Source organism: Brachybacterium atlanticum (assembly GCF_025669985.1).
GTDB classification, from domain to species: domain Bacteria; phylum Actinomycetota; class Actinomycetes; order Actinomycetales; family Dermabacteraceae; genus Brachybacterium; species Brachybacterium conglomeratum.
Genome location: NZ_JAKJJW010000044.1, coordinates 1 through 23,756, shown reverse-complemented (window position 1 = coordinate 23,756; position 23,756 = coordinate 1). Strand labels below are relative to the sequence as shown.

At 72.9% G+C, this 23,756-nt stretch carries 22 protein-coding genes and 1 rRNA gene; 5 read left to right on the top strand and 18 right to left on the bottom strand.

Annotation, left to right across the window (positions count from 1 at the left end; genetic code table 11):
• Positions 1-178: 178 nt before the first annotated feature.
• Positions 179-1,201, bottom strand: coding sequence for a zinc-dependent alcohol dehydrogenase family protein (locus L3K22_RS15390; protein WP_263312170.1), 1,023 nt, complete (start codon positions 1,199-1,201; stop codon positions 179-181).
• Positions 1,202-1,338: 137 nt separating this feature from the next.
• On the opposite strand from L3K22_RS15390, the gene L3K22_RS15385 reads away from it, so the two are divergent.
• Entirely contained in the window at positions 1,339-2,241 is a 903-nt protein-coding gene (locus tag L3K22_RS15385) for a helix-turn-helix domain-containing protein (RefSeq protein ID WP_263312169.1), read from the top strand.
• Positions 2,242-2,365: 124 nt separating this feature from the next.
• On the opposite strand, the gene L3K22_RS15380 is transcribed toward L3K22_RS15385, so the two are convergent.
• Genes L3K22_RS15380 through L3K22_RS15370 form a run of 3 tightly spaced genes read right to left on the bottom strand, consistent with a single transcriptional unit; the run spans position 2,366 to position 6,712 of the window.
• On the bottom strand, positions 2,366-3,895 hold the full coding sequence (locus L3K22_RS15380; RefSeq protein ID WP_263312168.1) for an alanine racemase: 1,530 nt from the start codon (positions 3,893-3,895) through the stop codon (positions 2,366-2,368).
• Positions 3,892-5,652 (bottom strand): FAD/NAD(P)-binding protein, encoded by a 1,761-nt coding sequence (locus L3K22_RS15375; RefSeq protein ID WP_263312167.1) that lies wholly within the window; start codon positions 5,650-5,652, stop codon positions 3,892-3,894. Before L3K22_RS15375 ends, L3K22_RS15380 begins: the two co-directional genes overlap by 4 nt.
• Complete coding sequence (locus L3K22_RS15370; RefSeq protein WP_263312166.1) at positions 5,645-6,712, bottom strand: pyridoxal-phosphate dependent enzyme; 1,068 nt, start codon at positions 6,710-6,712, stop codon at positions 5,645-5,647. The genes L3K22_RS15375 and L3K22_RS15370 overlap by 8 nt, the downstream gene beginning before the upstream one ends.
• A 269-nt stretch (positions 6,713-6,981) precedes the next feature.
• On the opposite strand from L3K22_RS15370, the gene L3K22_RS15365 reads away from it, so the two are divergent.
• Together L3K22_RS15365 and L3K22_RS15360 are read left to right on the top strand one after the other, a co-directional pair.
• The gene (locus tag L3K22_RS15365) at positions 6,982-7,467 is read left to right on the top strand and encodes a pyridoxamine 5'-phosphate oxidase family protein (RefSeq protein ID WP_263312165.1); all 486 of its coding nucleotides are present in this window, start codon (positions 6,982-6,984) and stop codon (positions 7,465-7,467) included.
• A 226-nt stretch (positions 7,468-7,693) separates the two neighbouring features.
• Entirely contained in the window at positions 7,694-8,542 is an 849-nt protein-coding gene (locus tag L3K22_RS15360; protein WP_263312164.1) for a TolB family protein, read from the top strand.
• Between the two features lie 104 nt (positions 8,543-8,646).
• Here the strand turns inward: L3K22_RS15360 and L3K22_RS15355 are convergent, their stop codons facing one another.
• From L3K22_RS15355 to L3K22_RS15335, 5 genes are all read right to left on the bottom strand, one after another.
• Entirely contained in the window at positions 8,647-9,381 is a 735-nt protein-coding gene (locus L3K22_RS15355; protein WP_263312163.1) for a class I SAM-dependent methyltransferase, read from the bottom strand.
• 83 nt (positions 9,382-9,464) lie between these two features.
• Complete coding sequence (locus L3K22_RS15350; RefSeq protein ID WP_263312162.1) at positions 9,465-10,277, bottom strand: ABC transporter ATP-binding protein; 813 nt, start codon at positions 10,275-10,277, stop codon at positions 9,465-9,467.
• Positions 10,274-11,398, bottom strand: a complete 1,125-nt coding sequence (locus L3K22_RS15345) for an ABC transporter substrate-binding protein (RefSeq protein ID WP_263312161.1) — start codon at positions 11,396-11,398, stop codon at positions 10,274-10,276. The genes L3K22_RS15350 and L3K22_RS15345 overlap by 4 nt, the downstream gene beginning before the upstream one ends.
• Positions 11,399-11,424: 26 nt before the next feature.
• A complete protein-coding gene (locus L3K22_RS15340) occupies positions 11,425-12,567 on the bottom strand; it encodes a FecCD family ABC transporter permease (RefSeq protein ID WP_263312160.1) in 1,143 nt (380 codons plus the stop codon).
• Between the two features lie 81 nt (positions 12,568-12,648).
• Positions 12,649-13,176: an ArsR/SmtB family transcription factor gene (locus L3K22_RS15335; RefSeq protein WP_263312159.1), complete on the bottom strand. Its 528-nt coding sequence runs from the start codon at positions 13,174-13,176 to the stop codon at positions 12,649-12,651.
• A 79-nt stretch (positions 13,177-13,255) separates the two neighbouring features.
• Here L3K22_RS15335 and L3K22_RS15330 point away from each other — a divergent pair, with 79 nt between their 5' ends.
• Positions 13,256-14,689 carry a NupC/NupG family nucleoside CNT transporter gene (locus tag L3K22_RS15330; RefSeq protein ID WP_263312158.1) on the top strand — a complete coding sequence of 478 codons (1,434 nt, stop codon included), beginning with the start codon at positions 13,256-13,258 and terminating at the stop codon, positions 14,687-14,689.
• 81 nt (positions 14,690-14,770) lie between these two features.
• Here the strand turns inward: L3K22_RS15330 and L3K22_RS15325 are convergent, their stop codons facing one another.
• From L3K22_RS15325 to idi, 9 genes are read right to left on the bottom strand one after another with little or no spacing between them, the layout of a single operon-like run.
• The gene (locus L3K22_RS15325) at positions 14,771-15,658 is read right to left on the bottom strand and encodes a prenyltransferase (RefSeq protein ID WP_263312157.1); all 888 of its coding nucleotides are present in this window, start codon (positions 15,656-15,658) and stop codon (positions 14,771-14,773) included.
• Positions 15,655-15,963, bottom strand: a complete 309-nt coding sequence (locus L3K22_RS15320) for a lycopene cyclase domain-containing protein (RefSeq protein ID WP_263312156.1) — start codon at positions 15,961-15,963, stop codon at positions 15,655-15,657. The genes L3K22_RS15325 and L3K22_RS15320 overlap by 4 nt, the downstream gene beginning before the upstream one ends.
• Positions 15,960-16,307, bottom strand: coding sequence for a lycopene cyclase domain-containing protein (locus L3K22_RS15315; protein ID WP_263312155.1), 348 nt, complete (start codon positions 16,305-16,307; stop codon positions 15,960-15,962). Before L3K22_RS15315 ends, L3K22_RS15320 begins: the two co-directional genes overlap by 4 nt.
• A complete protein-coding gene (crtI, locus tag L3K22_RS15310; RefSeq protein WP_263312154.1) occupies positions 16,304-17,956 on the bottom strand; it encodes a phytoene desaturase family protein in 1,653 nt (550 codons plus the stop codon). The genes L3K22_RS15315 and crtI overlap by 4 nt, the downstream gene beginning before the upstream one ends.
• Positions 17,953-18,831 (bottom strand): phytoene/squalene synthase family protein, encoded by an 879-nt coding sequence (locus L3K22_RS15305; RefSeq protein ID WP_263312153.1) that lies wholly within the window; start codon positions 18,829-18,831, stop codon positions 17,953-17,955. Before L3K22_RS15305 ends, crtI begins: the two co-directional genes overlap by 4 nt.
• Positions 18,828-19,712 carry a TspO-related membrane protein gene (locus tag L3K22_RS15300; protein ID WP_263312152.1) on the bottom strand — a complete coding sequence of 295 codons (885 nt, stop codon included), beginning with the start codon at positions 19,710-19,712 and terminating at the stop codon, positions 18,828-18,830. Before L3K22_RS15300 ends, L3K22_RS15305 begins: the two co-directional genes overlap by 4 nt.
• Positions 19,709-19,897: a hypothetical protein gene (locus L3K22_RS15295; RefSeq protein WP_263312151.1), complete on the bottom strand. Its 189-nt coding sequence runs from the start codon at positions 19,895-19,897 to the stop codon at positions 19,709-19,711. Before L3K22_RS15295 ends, L3K22_RS15300 begins: the two co-directional genes overlap by 4 nt.
• Positions 19,894-21,066, bottom strand: coding sequence for a polyprenyl synthetase family protein (locus tag L3K22_RS15290; RefSeq protein ID WP_263312150.1), 1,173 nt, complete (start codon positions 21,064-21,066; stop codon positions 19,894-19,896). The genes L3K22_RS15295 and L3K22_RS15290 overlap by 4 nt, the downstream gene beginning before the upstream one ends.
• On the bottom strand, positions 21,063-21,641 hold the full coding sequence (gene idi, locus L3K22_RS15285) for an isopentenyl-diphosphate Delta-isomerase (RefSeq protein WP_373318078.1): 579 nt from the start codon (positions 21,639-21,641) through the stop codon (positions 21,063-21,065). The genes L3K22_RS15290 and idi overlap by 4 nt, the downstream gene beginning before the upstream one ends.
• Before the next feature lie 1,835 nt (positions 21,642-23,476).
• Between idi and L3K22_RS15280 the strand changes: the two genes are divergently transcribed.
• A 16S ribosomal RNA gene (locus L3K22_RS15280) occupies positions 23,477-23,756 on the top strand; the annotation flags it as partial.

The window sequence follows — 23,756 nt, the reverse complement described above, 5'->3', positions numbered from 1 at the left end:
GGCGTCCGCCGCGGCCGGGGCGCTCGCCGGCGCGCAGCTGCACGGCGCGCTCGTCATTGCCGACGCCGACGCGGCGGTCGCCGCGCTCGTCCTGCAGGGCTGAGGGCGCCGGCCGCGGCGTGACGGCATGGAGCGGCGACGGGAGGCCGTCCCGTCGCCGCGCCTGGCCCCCTGCCGCTCAGAGCGTGAGCAGCACCTTCGTCGCGCGGCGCTCGTCCATCGCGGCGTAGCCCTCGGCCGCGTCCTCCAGAGGGAGCGTGAGGTCGAAGACCTTCCCCGGATCGATCTCGCGACGCCAGATCAGGTCGATCAGCTCGGGCAGGTAGCGGCGCACCGGGGCGGGCCCGCCGTGGAGACGGACCGCGGAGAAGAACAGCTCGTCCCCGGGGATCTGCACGTCGTGGGAGACGCCCACGAAGCCCACCGCGCCGCCGGGACGCGTAGCGCGAATCGCCTGCATCATCGACTCCTGGGTGGCGACGGCCTCGATCGTGGAGTGCGCGCCGAGCCCGCCGGTGAGCTCCTTCAGCGCCGCGACGCCCTCGTCGCCGCGGGCCTCGATGATGTCGGTGGCGCCGTACTCGCGGGCCAGGGCCTGCCGCTCGGGGTGGCGGCTGAAGACGATGATCCGCTCGGCGCCCATCTGCCGGGCGGCCAGCACGCCCATCAGGCCCACCGCGCCGTCGCCGACCACGGCGACGGTCCGGCCCGGGCCGGCGCCGGCGGCGTCGGCCGCGAACCAGCCGGTGCCCAGCACGTCGGAGGCGGCCAGCAGCGAGGGGATCAGCTCCGGGTCGGGCATGCCGGGGGTCTTGACCAGGGTGCCGTCGGCGAAGGGGATCCGGGCCCTCTCGGCCTGGGTGCCGATCTGCCCGTCCACGAAGATCGCGTGCACGCAGCGGGAGGGATGGCCCTCGCGGCAGATCTCGCACTTCCCGCAGGAGATCACGAAGGAGCCGACCACGAAGTCGCCGACCTCGAGGGTCTCGACCGCGGAGCCGACCTCTTCGACCACGCCCACGTACTCGTGGCCCATGTGCTGGTGGTCGGGGGCGTCGGCGCCGCGGTAGGGCCAGAGGTCGGAGCCGCAGATGCAGGTGGCGGCGAGGCGGATGACGGCGTCGGTCGGCTCGATGATCCGCGGATCCTCGCGGTCCTCGACACGGACGTCGCCGGGGGCGTGCATGATGACTGCGCGCATGGGGTGTTCTCCTTCTGATCGGGACGCGGTCCATTCCATGCCCTGCTCGGAGCGTGGGGGAGTCCCTGGCAGGGGGTGTACCGACAGGGCGCCCCTCGCACGGGACGCGTCAGGGCGGTGCGGCCTACCCTGACCCCATGGACAACAGAGCGGAGGTGCGCGAGTTCCTCATGTCGCGCCGTGCGAAGGTGACGCCGCAGGAGGTGGGGCTGCACGCCGCGGGCGCCCGCCGCGTGCCGGGGCTGCGCCGCAGCGAGGTCGCGGAGCTCGCCGGGGTGAGCGTCGAGTACTACGCGAAGCTCGAGCGTGGCGCGATCGCCGGCGCCTCCGCCGCGGTGCTCGACGCGCTCGCCACTGCGCTGCGCATGGACGAGACCGAGCGCCGCCACCTGCTCGACCTCGCCCGCGCGGCCGATGGGATCCCCACCTCGGGCCGGGCCCGCAGACCCCGCAGCTGCGGGGTCGCGCCCGTGCGGGAGAGCACCCGCTGGATGTTGGACTCGCTGACCGGGGCGATCGCCTTCGTGCGCGATCAGCACCAGAACATGGTCGCGGTCAACGCGCTGGGCCGCGCCTTCTACTCGCCGCTGCTGGGCGAGGAGGGTGCCGGCGGGCGGGTGCCGAACCTCGCCCGCTTCCAGTTCCTCGATCCCGCCTCGCGAGACTTCTACCCGGACTGGGAGTGGTTCGCCGAGATGTGCGTGGGGATCATGCGCGCCGAGGCCGGGCGCGATCCCCACGACCCCGTGATGCAGGAGCTGGTGGGAGAGCTGTCCACCCGTTCGGAGACCTTCCGGCGGCTCTGGGGCGCGCACGACGTGCGCACGCACGGCGCGGGCCCCAAGCGCTTCGTCCACCCCGTGGTGGGGGAGGTCGAGCTCGCCTACGAGGAGCTGGCGGTGACCGCCGAGCCCGGCCGGGTCATGCTCGTCTACACCGCCGAGCCCGGCTCGACCAACGCCGAGCGGCTGCGCCTGCTCGCGAGCTGGGCGGCATCGGAGCAGGATCCGCGGCCTGCGCGGAACGAGCAGGAGGCGTAGCCCGCCAGGTGGGCCGCTCGAGGGTCCTTGCGTCAGCCCCGCGCTCACCTGCGAGTACGGCATCCGCCCCGGCGGTCCGCGCGGGGAGTCACGGGCCGACCGCTGAGCCGCGTCGCGTGACGAGTCAGTCGGCCGCGGCGGATCCGGTTGCCCGCTCGGCCGCGGGGGCGGACTCCTGCACCCACGGCCGCAGCGGGGAGACGGCGTCGATGGCGTCGCGGCGGGGGCCGTGAAGACCGAGGACGACGTTCGAGGCCAGCGGGATCTGGTGGGACGCGCTCTCGAGGATGTGCATCAGGTATCCGGCAGTGTTCGGGAAGGCGAGGAGGTCACCGATCGCGACACCCTGCGGGAAGTCGAGCCGTCGACGCAGGATCAGCTCCGCCTCGATGCAGTACGCCCCGACGAGGAACGCGTGCAGCGGCGCAGAGCGTGGACCGTCCCCGGGGACCAGCAGCGGATCGACGAGGAAGTCGTCCGACGTGGATCGGCACTGGGTCCGATTCATCTCGAGCCCGACGAGCGGCACCCCATCGCTCGTCGCGGTGCGCTGCACGACGCGGGACAGCGTCAGTCCGCATCCGTCGAGCAGCGACCTGCCGGGTTCGCAGCGCAGCTCCAGGCCCCGCTCCCTCAGTGCGACGGCTGCGGTCTCCCCGGTGGGGAGCCGTGTGCCCAGCACCTGTTCGAGCCACTCCCCGCGCACCGGTTCCTGGTGGTACGGATAGACCTGGCGCAGGGGCTCCCCGCGCCACGTGACCGCGTCGACGCGGTCGCTCGTCGACGCATCGTGCGCTGTCCAGAACGCGTCCCACTGACCGGCGTCGTCGAGATAGGACATCGGGACACCCCCGCCGATGTCGATGAACCGAAGGTCGTGGCCGAGGTCGCGGAGCGCATCGCCGAGACGGAGCGCCTCGTCGAGGGCCTGGGCGCGGTGCTGCGCGGCATAGCCGTGGAGATGGAAATGGACTCCGTCGATCCTGAGGCCGGCGGCGGAGGTCCGGGCGTGATCGGCCCAGTGCTGCCAGGTCGCCGCGGACTCCCCGAACCGTGTGGGGGCGACGCCGCTGGCCGGGGTCGGGGCGAGGCGCAGCGCGACGGGTTGCGGCCCACCGGTCGTGTTCTCCGCTGCGACCTGCAGGAAAGCCTCGGCCTCGTCGAGGTTGTCGAGCACCAGCACGACACCGGTGTCGCGGGCGAGGCGCAGCAGCTCCGGTGGCTTCACAGCGGCGGTCACCACGACGTCCTCGGGCGCGTACCCCTGGTCGAGCACCTGGGACAGCTCCCGGTGGCTCCCGACGTCCACCCCGTGACCGGCGCGTCTCGCGGACTCGACCAGGCCCAGGGTCTTGTTCGCCTTGCGCGCGACGAAGATCCTCAGCGGCACGCCGTGACGGGCGGCCGCGGACTCCAGCTCGGAGGCGTTGCGGGCCAGGGCCGAGAACTCGTGGACGTTCACCGGGCTGCCGTACTCCTCGATCAGTGCGGAGCAGGCTCGACGATCCGCCAGCAGCTCTCGCATCCACGGCTCGAGACGGGCGCTGAGCGGGGGGAGCCCGCCGCAGCGGCGTCGCAGGGCTTCGGTGTCGCCCGGCGGATGATCGGCGGTGGGGTCCGCAGCGGTCGAGGAAGAGAGGGCAGGTCTGGTCATCGCGAACCGATTCTCCGCTCGGGGGTGGTGGTCGTGGTCGGGCAGGGAGGGGCCGAGGGGTCGGCGTCGGTGCGACGCAGTCTCGAGATGATCCGCGCCGCCCAGAGACGCGGCTCGTCGTGGAGGTGCCGGTTCAGGGTGTCGTGCCCGATGACGTGGTCCTCCGTCGGGCGCCCGAGCAGGGCGAGACCCTCCTGCCGCTGGCTCCGGCCGCCGGGACGGCCCCCGGCGAGCGCAGTGCCGTCGTGGTCCACGGCCGCGCCGCGGCGTGCCGGTCGCACCTCCACCAGCCCCTGTTCCACCAATGCTCGCGAGAGCGGGTCGAGGATCCCCACGATCCCCGGCGGCGCCAGCACGGCATCGACCACGACGTCCGGCGGGGCGTGACCGTACGGGGCGCCCTCGACTCCCGACGCCGAGATCCGGGTGCCGGCATCCACCCAGGAGAGGTCCAGCGCCCCGGACCCGATCATGGCCAGCAGCATCTCCGCGACCTCGAGGGGAGGGCCGAACGCGAACCTCTCGAGCACCTGGGAGGCCCGACGGAAGCGAGCCCATTCCTCGGCGGGGGCCGCGGAACCGCGGACCGCGAGCGTGAGGGGGCGGTAGAGCCCCGCCCAGACGCGTCCGAGGATCCATGCGGGGCCGGGGGCCCGTCCGCCTCGGCCGATCTCCACGCTCCGTCGCAGGGCGTCCTCGGCGCGGCCCGGTCCGCGGTGCAGATCCGGGTCGGATCCCGAGGCCAGTGCGCCTTCGACCGCCTCTCGCCCGAAGTGGGGATCCGCCCCCGTCGCAGCGAGGGCGGCCGTGGCGACGTCCAGGACGAGGTCGATCACGGCGTCGGGGCCGACGTCGGTCCGTTCGGTGGGGCCCAGGCGTCGAACTCCCTCGGCGACGGCACGGCTCAGCCCGGCCGGCAGGGGGAGCCGAGGGTCGGGCTTCGCGTCCAGGAGGCGGCCGTGGCGCGCCGTGGGCAGGAGGACCAGCGGCTCCTCGGAGCCGCGCCGGTGGACGAGGCCGGGGACGCCGTCGGCGCGCGGGGTGAAGCGCCCGCCGCGCTCGAGGGTGAGCACGAGGGCGGCGTCGATGAACGTCAGGGCGCCGCCGCGCAGCGCCACCCGCGCGCCGGGCGGGACGTCATGAGAACCCAGCATCTCCGCGGCGGGCAGGACCGCCGGACGCAGCGGGATGGTCGAGGACCAGGTGCGGGCCAGGGCACCGGAGTGTTCCGCGGCATGTCCGGTGGCGAGCAGGGTCTCCTCCACCGGCGGGAGCGCGCCGTGGCTCGCGGTCACGATCTCCCAATCCCCGGCCGTGCGCCGGAGCGACACCGCGCGATCGCTCACGGTCCTCGCCGTCACCCCGGTCCGGGCCATGTCCGCCAGCACCCGGCGCCACCGCGCATGGAGGTACTCGCCGACCACGGCGCGCGGCGGGTAGGTCGCGGAGACGAGGGTGGGATGCGCTGCGGCGAGCCAGCCGCGGAACGACGGGCTCGTCCCGGTCGCCGGGACGTCCAGCAGAGCGGCGTCGACGTTGAGTCGCAGGGAGTGCGGTTGGGTGACGTCATAGGCGGCGCCGGTCCCCTCGACCGGACCCGGAGCGACCACGGTGATCTCGAGGGCTCGGAGGGAGTCGTGGCATGCGGCGTCGCTGAGCTGGGCGCACAGCTCCTCGAGCGCGAACAGCGCCTTGGGGCCGTCGCCGACGACGGCCAGGGAGAGCGGCCGATCGCTCGCCGGAGCGCCCTCAACCACGGCGGGCGAGGGTCCGCAGGGCCGTGGTCGCGGTGGCGATGTCGGAGGGACCGGCGTGCAGCGTCGTGCGCACCCAGCTGTCGTCGTAGACGGTGCCGAGGTAGGGGACGCCGCTGTCGTGGACGATCAGGGCGACCCGGCTCCCAGGGGCGAGGTCCGACACGAGGGTTCCCAGCGCGTGCACGATGCCTCCCGTCGAGGCGCCGGCGAGGATGCCCTCGCGCTCGGCGAGAAGTCGCGCGCCGACCACGCAGTCGAGCCCGCTGACGCGGATGACTCGATCCGGGTCGACCGTGCGGGAGATGTCCGTGACCACTCCGGCGCCGAGACCGGGCAGAGGGCGAGGGGCTGCGGTCCCTCCGAACAGCACGCTCCCTTCCGCGTCCACGGCGACCGTGGTCGTGTCCATCGAGGTGCGTCGGAGGTAGGCGCTGCATCCGGCGAGGGTGCCGGTGGTGCTCACCGCGGCCATCAGCACGTCGAGCCGGTGACCGGTGGCTTCGGCGATCTCCCGCATGGTCCCGTCCTCATGGGCGGCCGGGTTCGCAGGGTTGCCGTACTGGTGGAGGTTCACGGCCCCCGGGATCTCCGAGAGGAGTCGTTCGACGCGACGCAGTCGAGCCGTGAGGAGGTCGCCGGTCTCCGGATCGGGGTCCGTCACCATCTCGATGCGTCCTCCGAGGGCCCGGATCGCCGCGACGGCGGTTCCGTTCGTGCGCGAGTCGACCACGCAGACGAAGCGCACAGCGTGCTCCAGGCACACTCGCGCCAGGGCCACACCGAGATTCCCCGAGCTGGACTCGACGACCGTGCCGCCTGGCCGCAGTCTGCCCGAGGCCACGGCATCGCGCACCATCGCCAGCGCAGGCCGGTCCTTGGTGCTGCCTCCCGGATTGGCGGATTCGAGCTTGGCGAGGATCTCGATGCCGGACTCCGGGAAGAGCCGGTCCAGGCGGACCAGCGGCGTGCGGCCGATCGCGGCGGAGACCCCGACCGCGATCGACTCGCGGCCCGTCGTCCGAGGGCGCCACGCGCCGGAGCCTTCGAGAGTGGTGCTCATTCGCTTCACGTTACGGCACCTCGCACCGACCGAGCGCTCTTTCGGCCAGGTGCGCTCCACCGGATCGGGCGGCACACCTCGGACGTAGCATCGACCCAGCTCGGAGCGGTGTCGGTCCGCACGACGAACCGGTATCGCGAGGAGTCCGCGAGGAACCGAACGGTCGGCAGCCCTCCTCCCGCAGCGGAGATGGGTACGTTGCAGGGGTCGCGAGTCGTCACGCGGTGAAAGGCCACGATGGCGCAACCACCACGACGGGAAGGAACATCATGAACGGCATCGAGGAATTCGGACAGAGCGACGTCGTGCGCATCCTGCGAGGGACGGAACTGGTCATGCTGACCACCGCGCTCCGGGACGGTGCGCTGGTCTCCCATCCGATGACGATCCAGGAGGTGAGTGACGACGTGGACGTGCTGTTCTTCGTGGGCCTCGACAGCGGGCATGCCGAGGCGCTGAGGCAGGGATCGGCCGTGAACCTCGCGGTGGCAGAGGGAGGGACCTGGCTCTCGGTGGCCGGGAAGGCCGTTCTCGAGGATGACCGCGCTCGGATCCGGGCTCTCTGGACCGATGCGGCCGAGGCCTACTTCCCGGAAGGGCCCGAGGACGAGAACCTGGGCCTGCTGCGGTTCTCCGGGGAGTCCGCGCAGTACTGGGGCGTGCCGGGTGGGAAGGTCGCCGCGGTCGCACAGATCGTGAGGGCGCGCCTGACCGGGGACCGACCTGCCGGCGGCACCGCGACCACAGATCTCTGAGCGCTGAGAGTCCGAGCCGTGGCGTCCTCGGAGCGGGAGGTGTCGATACGGGCGGCGGGGTGTTCGGCCCGGGCGGTCCCACCCCGAGCCATCGGGCGGTCCGCGCTCGACCGACGGGAGCCCGAGCGGTGAACGCCCCGCCGGTCCGACCGGTCGGATCACTGCTCTCGTCCCCGGGGCCGGGCATAGCATGCGGGCCTTCGGACTCGACGACGAGGGAGGCGCCATGGCTGATGGCTCGGACGGCATGGCGTCGACGCATGGCCCGGCGAGTCCCGGCCATGAGGCGCGACACCCGGTCCCCTCGTCCCGCGTTCCGGGCCGGCGCTCCCGGCTCCGGGTGCTCGACGTCGAGACCGGCCGCGCCACCGTCGTCCACGAGTCCTTCGAGCTGCTCCTCGAGTCCGTGAGCTGGCCCGACGGGGGAGAGACGCTGATCGTGAACGCAGGCGGCGCGCAGTGGGGCATCCCCGTCGGGGGAGGGGAGCCGCAGCGGCTCGGCCCCGCCCCGGCCCCGGCGGGCCCCGTCGCCGGAGCGACCGGGGCCGCAGGGGGCGGGATCGACGAGGTCGTCCTCACCCGCGTCGGCGCGTGCCGGCTCGCGGACGGCACCTGGATCCCCCCGCGGGTCGTCCGCGTCCCCGGCGCCGGAGGGGTCCCGGTCGCTCCGGCCGACCGCGGTCGCGATCGCGGAGCGGCCCCTGACCCGCCGGGCGAAGCGCACGGCGGCGGCTGGGCCGTCTTCGACGCGGAGAGCGACCCCGCCGCGCCGGGACATGCGCAGCTGTTCCGCATGCGACCCGACGGCACCGGGATCGAGCAGCTCACCCACGACGAGCGCGTGAACCGCTTCCCGCAGGTCTCCCCGGACGGACGGCTGGTCGCCTATGTCAGCCACCCTTCGGGGGAGGAGGGTGCCGGCGGTGCCGACCCGCTCCTGCGGCTGTGTGCGGTCGACGGATCGGGAGGGCGCGATCTCGCCCGTCTCCACGGTGTGCTGGGGACCGCGGGCGGGCACTGCTGGTCCCCGGACTCCCTCCACGTGGTCTGTCTCGATCGCCCGCAGGCGGACTGATCCCCGGAGAACTGATCCCCGACGGGCAGAGCATCAAGGTGAGTGGCGCACAGTGGTGGCTGGTGAACGATGTCGTTCGAGGTCCGGAATCGCGTGAGCGGTGCTCAGCCTGCGCGGCGCGCGGAGAAGCGATGCAGCAGCTGCGGGGAGTGTCCCGGGGCGACGCCGTGGACGCGGTCGAGCTCGAGCAGCTCCGGCAGCGGGTCGGCGCGCACGTCGACGAAGCCCGCCTCCTCCCAGGCCGCGCAGATCCGCTCCACCCCGGCGCGGGCGAAGGCGAGCTGGTCCACGGCCTGCGCGTCGTAGGCCTCGGCGAAATGCTCCTGGCGCGGGGTCGCGGGCGGCGCACCCCCGTCGTCCTCGGGCTCGAACCACTGCCCGTCGATCGCGACCAGCGCGCCGCCCGGGCGCAGCAGCTCGTGCCAGCGCCGCAGCGCCGTCGGGGCGTCCCGCAGCGTCCACAGCAGATAGCGGGAGACGATCGCGTCGAGGCTGCGGTGCGGGAACGGCGGATCCGTCGCGTCCGCCTCGAGGAAGGTCGGAGGGTTCGGATGGCTTTCGAGCTTCGCGCGCGCCTCGTCGAGCATGCCGGGGGAGAGGTCGATGCCGGTGACGTCGTAGCCGTCGGCCGCGAGGAGCAGGGCGACGTTGCCGCTGCCCGTGCCGAGGTCGAGCACCTCGCGCGTGCCGGGCGGCAGCGCGGCGCCGAAGGCCCGCGACCAGGCCTCGCGCTCGCCGGGCAGGGAGAGGCGGGTCAGCTGGTGCTCGTCGTACTCGGCGGCCCAACGGGTCCAGTAGCGGTTCCAGGCCTGCTGGTCCTCGGCGGCGGTGCGGGTCATCGGGGCGGCTCCAGGGGTGGTCGGGGCAGAGGCGGCGGGGCGCCCCGGGGGGTCAGGGCGGAGAGGGCGAGACGAGCGACGGGTCAGCGGCGGCCGGCGGCCGCGGCGTCGTCCGGGCCGCGGAAGAGGAACTGGGTGGTGCCGTCGGCGGCGAGGGCCCGTTCGGCGGCGACGGCGTAGGTCGCGCCGACGAGTCCCACCTCGAGCGCCACTGCGGGCGGGCCCTCGGCGCGCACCCGGCCCCCGTCCAGCAGGGCCACGCGGTCGCAGTAGCGGGCGGCGAGGTTCAGGTCGTGCAGCACCACCACGGTCGCGAGACCCCGCGCACGCACCACCTCGAGCACGTGGTGCTGGGAGCCGATGTCGAGGTGGTTCGTCGGCTCGTCCATCAGCAGCACACGGGGCTGCTGGGCGAGGGCGCGGGCGATCAGCACCCGCTGCTTCTCCCCTCCGGAGAGCAGGCCGAACTCCCGTCGCGCCAGATGCAGGGCGCCGGCGCTCTCCAGGGCCTCGGTCGCGATCTCGAGGTCCGCCTCGCCGGTCTCTCCGAACGCGCCGGAGTGCGGGATCCTGCCCAGCAGCACCACATCGGCGACGGTCAGGGGCACCTCGCCGCTGAGCTCCTGCGCCATCACCGCGATCGACCGGGCGCGCTCGCGGCCAGGCAGCTCGGCGAGATCGCGGCCGTCCAGCAGCACCTGCCCGGCCTCCGGCACCAGCGAGCGGTGCAGGATCCGCAGCGCGGTGGTCTTCCCGCTGCCGTTGGGGCCGACCAGGCCGAGCACCTCCCCGTCGTGCACCTCGAGATCGATCCCGTCGAGCACGGGCGAGGCGCCGTAGGAGTGGCGCAGCCCGTGCGCGGACAGCACGGGCGCGGCGAGCCCCGGCCCGGTCATCCCTCGAGCTCCACGAGCCACTCGTGGATCCGCTCGAGCCCGTCGACGACCAGCGGGGAGGCGGGCTCGGCGAAGTTGAACAGCAGCGGCAGCAGCGCCCGGTCCTGCACGGCGCGGAGGCCGCCCAGCTGGTCCTGCGAGATCATCTCCTCGGCGACGTCCGAGCCGTCGCCATCGGTCTGGTGGAGCACGATCAGCACGTCCGGGTCGGCGGCCAGCAGCGGCTCGGCGCTGATCTCGAACACGCGTTCCTCGGTGTCGGCGAAGACGTTCTCGATCCCGAGCGCGTGCAGCTGCGCGGTCACCATCGAGGCGGCGCCGTAGGCGTACAGAGGCCCGCCGCCCACGGAGGGATAGAGCACCGCGGCGGTGGCGGCGGCGAGGTCCTTCGCGGACTCGGAGACGGCATCGATCCGCTCCTGCAGGGAGGTGGCGAGCTGCTCGGCCTGCTCGCCGCGGTCGAAGATCCGCCCGTAGACGTCGATCTGCTCGTGCAGCGTCTCGAAGCTCGCGCGGTGCCCGCCGGTCGCGCAGTAGACGTTCTGCACCACCACCTGCGCGCCCGCATCCGCCATCGCCTCACGCGTGACGCCGTCCGGCAGGCCGAAGACGATGTCGGGCTCCTGCGCGATCACCATCTCCTGGGAGATCTGCAGATGACCGGAGTCGTCGATCTCGTCGCTGAGCGTCGGGATCGCCTCGATGCGTGCGGCGAGGTCCTCGTCGTAGCAGCCGGGCGGGAAGGCGCCGGCCCGCGAGACCACCCGGTCCAGCACCCCGATGCCGTCCAGCGTGGTCACCGGCGCGGACTCCAGCAGCACGATCCGCTCGGGCGGGGCGTCGAAGGTCAGCGTCGCCTCGCAGTTCGCGAGCTCGAGCGGGAAGCCCCCAGCCGAACCGCCGCCGCCGTCGGAGCCTCCGTCCCCTGTGCTCCCGTCCGAGGAGCCGCAGGCGGCGATGAGGCCGACGGCGCCGAACAGACCTGCCATCAGGGTGCGGCGGCGCAGCGGTGCGGAACTGGGGCCGTGGCCGACGGGCCCGGGGGAGCCGGGCTCCGCAACCTCGGATCCGATCACGTCGGGCCCGAGGGCGTCGGCCTGGGGGAGGGACGTGCGAGGCATCGTGCTCCTTCGAGCGGGGAGAGGGGTCAGCGCTGCCGGGCGTGGAGCCGGCGCACGAGGATCAGCAGGAAGGGGGCGCCTATCGCGGCGGTGAGCACGCCGATGGGCAGCTCGCGCCGCTGCATGACCACGCGGGCGAAGGCATCGGCCCACAGCAGGAACAGCCCGCCCAGCAGTGCGGAGGCGGGGATCAGCACGCGGTGGCGGGCACCGACGAGACGGCGGGCGAGGTGCGGGATCACCAGGCCCACGAAGCCGATCGATCCTGCGCCCGCGACCGCGGCGGCGGTGCACAGCGAGACGACCAGCAGGAAGCCGATGCGGGCGCGGTCGGGGTGGATCCCGAGGCCGTGGGCGATCTCGTCGCCGGCGCTGAGCGCATCGAGCACGCGGGCGCCCGCGAGGAGCACGATCGCGCCGAGCACCGCCGCGATGAGTGCGACCCACAGGAAGGCGTTCCATCGGGCGAGGGAGAGGGAGCCGAGCATCCAGAACATCACCGAGCGGGAGCCCTCGGCGGAGTCGGAGGAGAAGATCAGCAGGTTCGTCAGCGCCGTGAGCGCATAGCCGACCGCGACGCCGGAGAGAAGCAGGCGCAGCGAGGTGTTACGGCCGCCGGCCCGGGCGATGAGGAACACCAGCAGCGCCGCGCCGAGCGCGCCGAGGAAGGCGAGCACCGACTGCGCGTAGTCGCCCAGCGCCGCGCCGACGCCGAAGAGGATCGCGGCCGCGGCCCCGGTGGAGGCGCCGCCGGAGACGCCGAGGATGTATGGGTCGGCGAGCATGTTGCGGACCATCGCCTGCAGCGCCGCACCGGAGAGCGCGAGGCAGGCGCCGACGGCGGCCCCCATCAGCACCCGCGGCACGCGCACGTCCCAGACGATCGAGTCGACCGAGGCCTCCCGGGCCGCGGGGACGGGCAGTCCCAGGTGGTGCGCGATGACCTGCAGGGTCGTCCCTGAGGGGATCGGCACCGGGCCGATCCCGACGCACAGCACGATGCTCGCCAGGCTGGCGAGGGCCAGCACGGCGAGGAGCAGCGCGGAGCGTCGGGCGCGCGAGCGGACCCCGAGCGCATCGGGAGCGCGGCCTGTCCCGGGGTGGGCGGCCTGCGAGGTGCCGGCCGGGGCGTTCGCCGAGGTCGCCGAGGCAGGGGCAGAGGACGTCACTTGCACGAGCCTACAAGTGTCGCCGTGGGGCCGGGCGGGCCGTGCCCGCGGTTGCCCGGGCTCGCCGAGCGGTGTGCGGCGTCAGGCGCCGGTGCGCCGACCGGAGCCGTCGTCCGCGCTCGGTCCGCCGTGCGCGTGGTGCCCATCGGGCCCGTCGTGGCCATGGTGCTCGTCGTGCCCGGGGTGCCCGTCGTGCCCGGGGTGCCCGTCGTGCGCGCGGTGGTGCGGGTGGTCGACGTCGTCGAGGTGCCCGGAGCCGAGCTCGTGCAGCAGGTCGTGGGCGAATCCGCTCGCCAGCTCGTAGCGCACCACGCGCCCGGTCCGCACGGCGTGCACCCAGCCGGCCTCCCGCAGCAGTGCGAGGGCGTGGGAGGTGGTGGACTCGTGCGCTCCGATCGCCCGGGCGAGGTCCGAGCTGCGGATCAGGGGATGGGCGTGCAGGCAGAACAGGATCCGCAGGCGACGCTCGTCGGCCAGCAGCGCCATGCGGGCGGCGAGCTCGCCGAAGCCGTCCTCCTCGGCGAGCAGGCTGCGCAGCTCCTCGACCAGCTGCTCGTCGTCGAGGACCTCGGAGGAGGTCCGCACGTGGGCGGGGCGGCCGGGGGTCATGGCGGACACGGTACCGGGCGCCCCCTACACTGTCGCCGTCGACCGCGCCCCTGTCCCCGATTCTCTGCGAGGTGCTGCGATGCTCGACGTCCTCTGGGGCATCGGAGGGATGGCAGGCCTCCTGCTCATCGCCTTCGCCCTGTCCAGCAACCGCCGTGCCATCCGCCCACGCACCGTCGTGGGAGCCTTCGCGCTGCAGCTCGTGCTGGGGGCGATCGTCCTGTACTGGGGCCCGGGCCGATGGGCGCTGCAGCAGATGAGCGCCGGATTCCAGGCAGTCATCGACACCTCCTCCGAGGGGATCTCCTTCCTCTTCGGCGGGCTGCTGCCGGCCGAGGGCGAAGGGACGATCTTCGCGCTGCAGGTGCTGCCGGTGATCATCTTCTTCGCCTCGCTCACCGCGGTGCTCTACCACTGGCGGATCCTGCCGTGGATCGTCCAGCTGCTCGGCGGCGCCCTCGGCAGGCTGCTCGGCACCGGCTACGGCGAGTCCGTGAACACGGCCGCGAACATCTTCCTGGGGCAGACCGAGGCGCCCCTGGTCATCCGCCCCTATCTCGGCAGCCTCTCCCGCTCGGGCCTGTTCGCGGTGATGGTGGGCGGTCTCTCCACCGTCGCGGGCTCCGTGCTGGTGGGCTACTCCCTGCTCGGCGCCCCGCTGGAGTACCTGATCGCCGCGAGCTTCATGGCCGCCCCCGGTGCGCTGCTGATGGCCAAGATCCTCCTGCCCGAGGACGATCCCGAGGCCGTCGCCCGCGAGGCGGAGCTGGTCGCCGCGACCACCCGCAGGAAGGGCAGGGGAATGGCGCCGTCAGCCGACGGAACCGCCGCAGCCGACGACACTGCTGCGGGGGTCGGCACTGCCGCGGCCGACGGGGCCGCGCCGATCTCCGCGACCGCCGTCGACTCCGCCGTGACGTCCGATGCGCCCGCGCCCAGCGGGGGCACCTCGTCGGCCGCGACGTCGGCGGAGGACGACGAGGAGGACACCCTCTCCTACAGCAACGTCATCGACGCCGCCGCCGGCGGAGCGGCTGACGGTCTGCGGCTCGCCCTGACCGTGGGCGCGATGCTGCTCGCCTTCATCTCCCTGATCGCGCTGATCAACCTGCTGATCGGCACGGTCGGCGGCTGGTTCGGCGCCGACGACCTCACCTTCCAGCAGATCCTCGGCTGGGTGTTCGCGCCGATCATGGTGATGATCGGGGTGCCGCTGGACGAGGCCGTCGCCTCGGGCAGCTTCGTGGGGCAGAAGGTCGTGGTCAACGAGTTCGTGGCCTTCGCCGGCTTCGGCCCCGAGATCGACACCTTCAGCCCCAAGACCGCCGCGATCACGAGCTTCGCGCTCACCGGCTTCGCGAACCTCTCCTCGCTGGGGATCCTGCTGGGCGGCCTCGGCGGCCTCGCCCCCGAGCGTCGCCCCGAGATCGCGCAGCTCGGCCTGAAGGCGATCCTCGCGGGCACGCTCGCGAACCTGATGAGCGCCACGATCGCGGGGATCATGCTCGGCTGATCGCCGTCGGCCGTCGGCGTCGATGCTGCGCCGACGCCGACGCCGACGCCGACGCTGTGCCGGTGCCTGGCCGGACTCGGATCAGCCGGTCAGCGCGATCACGAGCAGGAGCTGCGTGAGCAGGAAGCCGCTGAGCAGGTTCAGGCGCAGGAATCGGCGCCAGGCGGCATGGGCGCGCTCCGAGTCGGCATCGGACAGGGAGCGGAAGGGCCAGGCGCTCGCGAGATACGGCAGCACCAGCAGCCCCGCGAGCGCGGCCGGCCATCCCGTGACCAGCATCAGCGCGCCGGCCGCGGCATAGAGGCACAGCACCAGGCGCACCGTGCGCGTCGCACCCAGGACGGTCGCGATCGAGCCGATCCCCGCCTCGCGATCCGGCCGGATGTCCTGCACCGCGCCGAGGGCATGCGAGGCCATGCCCCACAGCAGGAACGCGGACAGCGCGGCGAGGGCTGTCGCGCCCACCGGGCCGCCGGCCAGCACCAGTCCGAACGCCGCCGGGCCCACGAAGTGGATCGCGGAGGTCAGCGAGTCCAGCCCCGGCCGCTCCTTGAGCCGGATCCCGGGGGCGGAGTACCCCACCACCGCGGCGAGCACCACCAGCAGCACCGCCCCGGAGGCGAGACTGCCCAGCACCAGCAGCGCCACGACGAAGGGCAGCGAGCCGAGGCCCGCCGCCCACAGGGTCGTGCGGTGGACGCGCCGGTCCAGCACGATCCCCTCCACCCCGCCCTTGCGGGGATTGCGCAGGTCGGACTCGTGGTCGAAGACGTCGTTCACCCCGTACATCAGCAGGTTGTACGGGACGAGGAAGAACACCGTGCCCACCAGCAGCGCCGCGTCGACGCCGCCGCCGGCCAGCAGGTACGCGGCGGCGAAGGGGTAGGCGGTGTTGATCCAGCTCAGCGGGCGCGAGGTGCCCAGCAGCTGGGACAGCGTGCCCGGGCGCGGGGCGGACAGGACGCTCATCGTTCCTCCTGCGGGGTCAGCAGCAGCCACAGCGAGGGGAGCAGGAGCCCTGCCGCGAGCGGCCAGGCGAGGTCCTCGAGCGGGGTGAGGAGGAGCCGCACGCCCAGCAGGTCCTCCTCGGCGTAGCGGAACAGGTCCGCCGCGATCATCAGCGAGTCGAACACGATCGTGAGCGCCAGCAGCGCCGCGACGGTCGCGCCGGTGGTCAGCCACCAGCGCGGTCCGGGCCGGCGCCGCACGGCGGCCAGCACCGTCACCAGCAGCACGGGAAGCAGGAAGAGCCCGGCCAGGGCGGCGTAGCTCATGGTTCCTCCCATCGGGCCGGGGCCTGCCGTCGTCGACCCAGCAGCAGATCCACCAGCCCCCACACCACGAGCGTGACATAGCAGAGAAAGGCGAGGAACACGAGCTCCTCGAGCGGCAGCTCCGGCCCGATCTCGATCCCGCTCATCAGCGGACTGCCGCCCATCCGGTAGTGGCCCGACGCGATCGCCGCCAGGTCCCAGGCCAGGAACAGCGCGATCCCGGCGGCGAGCACGATCGCGCCGCGGCGCGTCGCCCGCCACAGCACCAGGCGGAAGCGCCGGTCCAGCAGCACCATGCAGCCCAGCACCGTCAGCAGGCACAACAGGTACACGACCCCGCTCATGCGTGCGCCCCCGCGTCGCGGTCGGGTTCGGGCAGCGGCGCCGACGAGCGGTCGCCGCGCAGTCGCTTCGCGACCAGCTCGGCGCTGATCAGGCACATCGGCAGTCCGATCCCGGGCAGCGTGCTGGAGCCGGCGTACAGCAGCCCCTCCACCCGCCGCGAGGCGTTGCGGGCCCGGAAGAAGGCGCTCTGGCGCAGGGTGTGGGCGGGACCGAGCATGCTCCCGGACCAGGCGCCGAGGTCCTCCGCGAACTCCCCAGGGCCGATCGTGCGGCGCACCACGATCCGCTCGGCGAGATCGGGGATCCCGGCCTCCTCTGCGAGCCGTTCGATCGCCTCCTCGGCGATCGCCTCGATCGCGGGATCGCCGGTGCCGTCCACGCCGCCGCGGCCCAGCGACGCATCGGCCGGGACGGGGACGAGCACGAAGAGGTTCTCGTGGCCGGGCGGGGCGACCGAGGGATCCGTCGCGGAGGGGCGGCATACGTAGCTGGAGGCCGGGGAGGGCACCCGCCCCTCCCGCAGCGCCCCGAAGTTCTCGTCCCAGTCCCGGGTGAACAGCAGCGTGTGATGGGCGAGCTCGGGCAGGGCCCCGCGCACGCCCAGCAGCACCAGCACCGCGCCGGGGCCGGGAGTGCGGCGGCTCCACCAGGAGGCGGGATAGGTCTGAAGGCGCCGCGGCAGCAGTTCGGTCTCGACGTGGTGGAGGTCGGCGGTCGCGACGACCACGTCGGCGCGCAGCTCGCGCACCTCCCCGTCGGCCGTGCGTATCTCGACCCCGCGGGCCGCGACTCGGCGGCCCGGCCCTCCGCCGAGGTGCGCACCGCGCCGGCGCCCGCCGCGGTGGTCCTCGGTGAGGACCCGGGTGGCTCGGGTGCCGGTGTGCAGGCGTGCGCCGTGACGGACCGCGAGCCGCGCGACCACGTCGATGAGCTCAGTGAAACCGCCCTGCGGGTACTGCACCCCGCCGGTGAGGTCCAGGGCGCTCATCAGGTGGTACATGCTCGGAGTGCGGTCCGGGGAGGAGCCGAGGAAGACAGCCGGGTAGCCGAGCACCTGTCGCAGGCGGGGGTCGCGGAAACGGCGCGCGACGAAGCGGTCCAGCGGCTCGGCCAGCAGGCGCAGCAGCTGCGGGCCGCGGGCGAGCACAGCGGGGTGGAGCAGCGACCGCGGCGAGGTGAACGAGGTGTACAGGAAGCGCTCGAGAGCCATGTCGTAGGTGCTCGCGGCGGAGTCGAGATAGCGGGCCAGGCCCAGCCCCGCCCCGGGCTCGATCCGCTCGAACAGGTCGGCATTGCGGGCGGCGGAGGCGCTCAGGTCCAACGGCTCCTCGTACCCCTCGCACAGGACGCGATACGCCGGGTCGAGAGGGCGCAGGTCGAGCTCCTCCGCGGCGGAGGTGCCCAGCAGGCGCAGGAAATGGTCGAACACCTCCGGCATCAGGTACCACGACGGTCCGGTGTCGAAGCGGAACCCGTCGCGCTCCCAGCTGCCGGCGCGGCCGCCGAGCTCCTCCCGCGCCTCGACCAGGTCCACCTCGTGGCCGTCCCGGGCCAGGAGCGCCGCGGTGGCGAGGCCCGAGATGCCGCCGCCGATGATCACGGCCGACGGGCGGGACCCGGTGCCGGGATTCGTCGTCCGCCGGTTCATCGGGCCGCTCCACGGCGCGCCGCGAGCACGGCGCGGGCGATGACGAGGGCCTTCTTCGGCTCCGGGACCCGCACGCGGGTGCGGCGGATCCGGGCCGCGGGGGTGCGGCGCAGTCGACGCGAGAGCGCCGAGTAGAGGCCGTGCGCGGCGGTGACAGCGGCGCGGCTCGAGGAGGGGAGATGGGGCAGCGCGGTCGCGGCGCGGGCGAGGTCGGCGTCGATGTCGTCGAGCAGCAGGTCCCGCTGCGCGTCGTCGAGGCGGTCCACGTCCACCCCGGGAACGTAGTCGCGGCCCAGGCCGTCGTGATCCTCGGCGAGGTCGCGCAGGAAGTTCACCTTCTGGAAGGCGGCGCCGAGCGCGCTCGCCGCGGGGGCGAGGCGCGCAGCTGCCGCCTCGTCGCCGTCGACGAAGACTCGCAGGCACATGAGGCCCACCACCTCGGCCGACCCGTGCACGTACTGCGCGAGGCTCTCAGGGTCGTGGGCGGTGACGGTGAGGTCCGCACGCATCGAGTCGAAGAAGGGGTCGATGAGCTCCGGACCGATGCCGTGGCGGCGTGCGGTGATGGCGAAGGCCTGCACGACGAGGTTCGTGGAGCGGGTGCCGCCGACCGCACGAGCGGTCTCGGCGGCGAGCTCCTCGAGGGCGCGTGCCCTGGCGGCCGGGTCGAGGCCCGAGTCGGGGTCGTCGACGATCTCGTCGGCCAGGCGGACCAGGGCGTACAGGCTGCGAACATGGGTGCGCACGGGTTCCTCGAGCAGGCGCGTCGCCCAGCCGAAAGAGGTCGAGTAGCCGGCGATCACGCAGCCGGCGCTGCGCTGCGCGACCCGGTCGTAGAGGGTCAGCGCGTCCGGGGCGAGGCGCTGCGTGCTCATCGCGCACCACCGTCGGAGGGCCGCACCCCGGCGGGACCGTGCGCGTCCTCGAGGCGCCGGGGCGGCCGCAGCACGGCGAACAGGGTCGCCAGGACGATCACCGCGGCGACAGTCGCCGCGGCGGTCGCGACCACCGGCGACGAGGGCGCATCGGTCGCGCGGCCGACCGCGATCCAGAGCAGACCCCAGACCACCGCCGCGGGCGCGGCGACCGGGCGGCGACCGGCCCGGGTCAGCGCCACGCCGACCACGGCCACCGCGAGCAGCACCAGCACGGCGAGGACCTCGGGAGCCCCGAAGCCCGAGAAGCCCGCGCCTTTGAGCGCCGCCGCGATGTTCGCGCAGGTCGCGACGCTCACCCAGCCCAGATACAGCCCGAAGGTGCCGTCGACGACGACTCGCTCGACCGCCCCGGCAGGAGGACTGGCCGTGAGACGACGGAACAGAGCGCCGAGCACGATCAGCAGCACCAGGATCACCAGTACGCTCAGCGCGACCGCTCCGGCCTGGACAACGAGGATCCAGGCGGCGTTCAGCAGCAGCGAGGCGATCGTGAGGCCGGCGATCCCGCGGTGGTCGTGCCGGTCCCACCACTGCCACAGCGTGTACGCGCCGAGCCCCAGGTAGATCACCGACCAGATCCGGAAGGCTGGGGTCGCGGGAGCGAGGTGGGTCGCATCGGCGGAGAGCAGGCCGCCGGCGGCCTCGTCGATCGGTGCTCCGCCAAAGGCGCCGACACCCACGGCCGTGCCCGCCATCGCGAGCAGGAAGGCCAGGGTCACCGCGAGGTGCCGGCCCAGCGGGTGGGGGCCGGTGCGCCGTCGGCCCTCCCGGCGGCGATGCGCGGCGGCCGAATGGTCGGGGGTGCTCGCGGCGGTCATGCGGACTCCTCGTCGTCGACGGTGGGTGAAGCGGCGCCGGGCCCTGCGTGGGAGGGCGCGGGGGCCCCGGTCCCGGCTGACACCGCGGTGGGTTCGGTCGCTGCCGGCACGAGTCGGCCGCCGATGTACCCGCTCGCGCCGGTGACGAGCACCAGCGGGGCGTCGGGACCGGCGGAGCCGTTCATGCGCTGGCTCGCTGCGAGGCGGCGTCACGCTGTGCGGCGGCGCTCTGCGAGCACGCGGCCGCGCCGGGATCGGGCCCGGTCGGCTCTCCTCCCGACACGTCCGGCGGCAGCAGCAGCTCGAGGCCGCCGTGGATCTCCGCGATGGTGGCAGCGAGAGCCTCGCTGAACGCGGGCGGGAGGTCGTGGCGTGCAGCGGCGTCGACTGCGCTGGTCAGATGCCATCGGGCAAGTTCTTCGACCCAGTCGCGGGATCCGCTCGCGGCGAGCAGGTCACGGGCGCTGCGCGCCTCCTCGTCGGTGAGGTCCTCGCGCCCCAGCAGCGTTCTCAGCTGCGACCAGTGAGCCGTGGTCGCGGCGTGGGCGACGAGGGCGGTGCGCTTGCCCTCGCGCAGGTCCCCCAGCGCGCTCTTGCCGGTGCGCTCCTCGTCGCCGAAGACGCCGAGGAGATCGTCGACCAGCTGGAAGCCGATGCCGAGCAGAGCACCGATCGCGTCGAGCGCCTCGAGACGGTCCGGCGACGCCTCGGCGAGCAGTCCGGCGGCGTGGAGGGGGAGCTGGAAGGAGTACACCGCCGTCTTCAGCTCGGCGACCGTCAGCGCCTCCTGGAGCGTCTCCGGCCGCTCGGCGGGCCGGAGCGGCAGCTGCACATCGGCGATCTCCCCGGCGGCCGTGGCGTGCAGCGAGCTCTCCATCAGGTCCAGGAGAGCGGCGACCACGGGGGCAGGCGCCGAGCATCCGGCCACCGCGCGCAGGGCTGTGATCAGGCCGAGGTCGCCTGCGAGGATCCCGGCAGCATCGCCGACCCGGCGTGCGGTGTGCGCGGTGGTACCCCCGCGGCGCACTGTCGCGGCCACGGAGGCGGGCAGGCTCGGTGCGCCGCGCCGCATCTGGTCGCCGTCGATCACGTCGTCCTGGACCACGAAAGCCGTGTGCAGGATCTCGACCGCGGCCGCGACCTGGATCGCGGCCTCGTGCCGTGAGCCTCCCAGGGAGTCGTGGGTGGCCAGCAGGAGGGCGGGCCGGAACCTCCTGCCGCCCTGTGTGGCCGCGCCGAGCGCGTTCCACAGCAGATGGTGGTCCGCGGAGGCCGCTGCGCCCCCGAGCGCGGTGCCACGACGGAGGAGACGTCTGATCTCGTGGTCGACGCCAGGAGGGCAGGGGATGCTCATGAGGTTTCTGCCGGAAGACGTCCGAGCCGGTCGCCCAGCTGCTCGAGCTGCGCGACGGCCCAGGGGCTGAGCGTCCAAGGCGCCAGGCGTGCGAGCGCGGCGAGCTCGTCCGCCGTCACCCACCGCAGATCCATGACTTCCTCGGGTGAGGGCACGGGCTCGCCCTGGGGGATCGCGGTGAAGACGGGGCATACCTCGTTCTCGACGATGCCGGAGGCGTCTACGGCGCGATACCGGAAGTCGGGCAGGGCCAGCCGCACCTCCCGCACCTGGAGGCCGAGTTCATCGGAGGCGCGGCGGGAGATCGCCTCCTCGAGGGTCTCACCCTGGCGTGGGTGGCCGCAGAACGCGTTCGTCCACACTCCGGGCCAGGTGCGCTTCGAGAGCGCCCGGCGCGTCAGCAGCACCGCCCCGTCCTCGCGCACCAGGTGGCAGGAGAAGGCCAGATGGAGCGGTGTGTCGACGGAGTGGACGGTGGCGCGTGGCGCCATCCCGCGGGGGGAGCCGTCGGAGTCGAGAAGGATCACATGGTCCTCGTCGGACGTCCCGGCCGTTCGTGTCGCAGCGGTGCCGATCACGGCGACCTCCCGTTGTCCGTCGTGACGTACGTAGCTAGGCTATCGACTTCGACCCTAGCATCCGTCCAGATCATAGTGCGGCAATGTCACCGACCCGAAGAGCATGCGGGCGAACCTGCTGATGGAGCCCAGGAAGCCCAGCATGCCCTCGCCGACGCCCGGGGCGGCGCCCTCGGGGCGGGCGAGGATCGTTCCGATGTCGGTGGAGACCGAGCCGGGGATGGGGCCGCAGCCTGAGCCGGGGAGGCCGACGCCCTCGTCCAGAGGAGTGCGGCCGATCGTGTCTCCTCTCCCGGCCTGCCGTGCGGCGGGGCTGAACTGCGTTGTTCGAGATCCTGCGGAGGAAGGGAGTCACCGTGCCGCGAGTGCTGCGCGGCATGCGGAGCAGGGATAGGCGGCTGGTGCCGGGCGCTGCGTTGCGGGGCTCCGCGTGGGGGCCTCGGTGACCGTGCCGCCCGCCGTGCAGGGCTGCCACAGCGTGTAAAGGGGGGGGAACCCTGCGGGAACCAGCTGACAGCTGTTGCAGCAGGGGATGCGGGCAGCGATGCCGTCGCAGCGGGGGCGAAGAGTGCGGGGTCGAGTGATCTGGCCATGTCAACGGGGTGACTCAGGGGTGGGTCACGATCCGCTCCGACGCGGGACGGCCATGGACCGCAGCCCGTGCGGGCACGGAGACCGACGAGGACTCCTGCCCTCGGAGAGCTGGTGCCCCGTGCGCGGACACTCGCCACGGAGGAGCTGATCGCACGGGCCGACGAGCGGAGGGAGGGGCGCGCGGTTCGCGCACCCCGGCCGGTAGTAGCACGACAGCAGCGCTGACGGGGGAAACCGCGACGCCGGCGGAGGACGGTCCGTGCCCGGGAGCGCGTTCGCAGGACCATGCCGAGCCGGGCGGCACAGGAGAGACGGGGTGGGCCGGGGCGGAGGGGTGCTGGAAGACGTCCGCTCGCCAACGGAAGCGGAGAAGAGCGAGTCGCGTGAATCGACAGAGGGGATGGGGAGGATCGATGGGCGCAGAGGGACACGTTCGTCATGCCGACCGGAGGGCCGTGAGAGAGGACGAGGATCGAGAGCATCCGGCGAGCAGGGGAGCGAAGCGGTCGGCAGTCGCAGGATGCGATGCGGGGTCACGGGGCGGTGGGCTGTCAGGCATCTGGGGGAGCGCAACGGCATCGAACCCCTGGCCGGGCACCGAGCCGGAAGGACCCTGGCTCGTTCCAGGACGAACGCCGGAGCGGCACGACGCCGGGGATCAGGAGGCTGGCGGAGCGGTATGAGCGGACGGGCAACGTGGACGCCAACGGTACGAGGGGCGCTGGCACCGGGGATGCCCAGCGCAGCATTCACGAAGAACTCCTGGGAGCACCGGGGCCGCCTCGGAGGCCACGACCGAGGCACAGGAGGAGACTTCCGCAGGGCCTTCTGGGCAATGTGGTCGAGGCCACCTCGAAAAGGGCCGTTCTGGCTTGACGGGGTCTCGGAACCCCCGTAATGTTCTTCCTCGTGCCCAGGAGATCGGGACAGCGGATCGGCCCATGGTCGATAGGTTGGAACTGGTCCTGACCTGGGGCAGAAGGTTCTCGGAAGAGGATCGCGGCGCGGATCACACCGCTGCGATTTGACTCGGGGGAGCGGAAGTCCTAAGTTAGACGGGTTGCCTCAGGGCGAAGAACTTGAAAAGGTTCAAAACGCTGAGTGCGCGTGTTGCTTGATATCTCAATAGCGTGTCTGTTTATCGATGCCATTATTTTGAATGGCAGATTATAACGGATGATACAGCAGTTAATGCTGGTTGTTTGTTTATTTTGTCAGGTTTATAGTTTTTCATGATTTTCATGGAGAGTTTGATCCTGGCTCAGGACGAACGCTGGCGGCGTGCTTAACACATGCAAGTCGAACGATGACGGTGGTGCTTGCACCGCCTGATTAGTGGCGAACGGGTGAGTAACACGTGAGTAACCTGCCCTCCACTTCGGGATAACCTCGGGAAATCGTGGCTAATACCGGATAGGAGCACTCATCGCATGGTGGGTGTTGGAAAGATTTATCGGTGGGGGATGGACTCGCGGCCTATCAGTTTGTTGGTGAGGTGATGGCTCACCAAGACGATGA

Bases quoted from the DNA above. Each gene is read 5' to 3' on its own strand.
- crtI (WP_263312154.1), bottom strand. From the start codon at position 17,956: ATGAACCGGCGGACGACGAATCCCGGCACCGGGTCCCGCCCGTCGGCC.
- L3K22_RS15300 (WP_263312152.1), bottom strand. From the start codon at position 19,712: ATGACCGCCGCGAGCACCCCCGACCATTCGGCCGCCGCGCATCGCCGC.
- L3K22_RS15320 (WP_263312156.1), bottom strand. From the start codon at position 15,963: ATGAGCTACGCCGCCCTGGCCGGGCTCTTCCTGCTTCCCGTGCTGCTG.
- L3K22_RS15305 (WP_263312153.1), bottom strand. From the start codon at position 18,831: ATGAGCACGCAGCGCCTCGCCCCGGACGCGCTGACCCTCTACGACCGG.
- L3K22_RS15335 (WP_263312159.1), bottom strand. From the start codon at position 13,176: ATGACCCCCGGCCGCCCCGCCCACGTGCGGACCTCCTCCGAGGTCCTC.
- L3K22_RS15345 (WP_263312161.1), bottom strand. From the start codon at position 11,398: ATGCCTCGCACGTCCCTCCCCCAGGCCGACGCCCTCGGGCCCGACGTG.
- L3K22_RS15360 (WP_263312164.1), top strand. From the start codon at position 7,694: ATGGCTGATGGCTCGGACGGCATGGCGTCGACGCATGGCCCGGCGAGT.
- L3K22_RS15330 (WP_263312158.1), top strand. From the start codon at position 13,256: ATGCTCGACGTCCTCTGGGGCATCGGAGGGATGGCAGGCCTCCTGCTC.
- L3K22_RS15370 (WP_263312166.1), bottom strand. From the start codon at position 6,712: ATGAGCACCACTCTCGAAGGCTCCGGCGCGTGGCGCCCTCGGACGACG.
- L3K22_RS15380 (WP_263312168.1), bottom strand. From the start codon at position 3,895: ATGACCAGACCTGCCCTCTCTTCCTCGACCGCTGCGGACCCCACCGCC.
- L3K22_RS15365 (WP_263312165.1), top strand. From the start codon at position 6,982: ATGAACGGCATCGAGGAATTCGGACAGAGCGACGTCGTGCGCATCCTG.
- L3K22_RS15350 (WP_263312162.1), bottom strand. From the start codon at position 10,277: ATGACCGGGCCGGGGCTCGCCGCGCCCGTGCTGTCCGCGCACGGGCTG.
- L3K22_RS15325 (WP_263312157.1), bottom strand. From the start codon at position 15,658: ATGAGCGTCCTGTCCGCCCCGCGCCCGGGCACGCTGTCCCAGCTGCTG.
- L3K22_RS15355 (WP_263312163.1), bottom strand. From the start codon at position 9,381: ATGACCCGCACCGCCGCCGAGGACCAGCAGGCCTGGAACCGCTACTGG.
- L3K22_RS15390 (WP_263312170.1), bottom strand. From the start codon at position 1,201: ATGCGCGCAGTCATCATGCACGCCCCCGGCGACGTCCGTGTCGAGGAC.
- L3K22_RS15315 (WP_263312155.1), bottom strand. From the start codon at position 16,307: ATGAGCGGGGTCGTGTACCTGTTGTGCCTGCTGACGGTGCTGGGCTGC.
- L3K22_RS15295 (WP_263312151.1), bottom strand. From the start codon at position 19,897: ATGAACGGCTCCGCCGGTCCCGACGCCCCGCTGGTGCTCGTCACCGGC.
- L3K22_RS15385 (WP_263312169.1), top strand. From the start codon at position 1,339: ATGGACAACAGAGCGGAGGTGCGCGAGTTCCTCATGTCGCGCCGTGCG.
- L3K22_RS15290 (WP_263312150.1), bottom strand. From the start codon at position 21,066: ATGAGCATCCCCTGCCCTCCTGGCGTCGACCACGAGATCAGACGTCTC.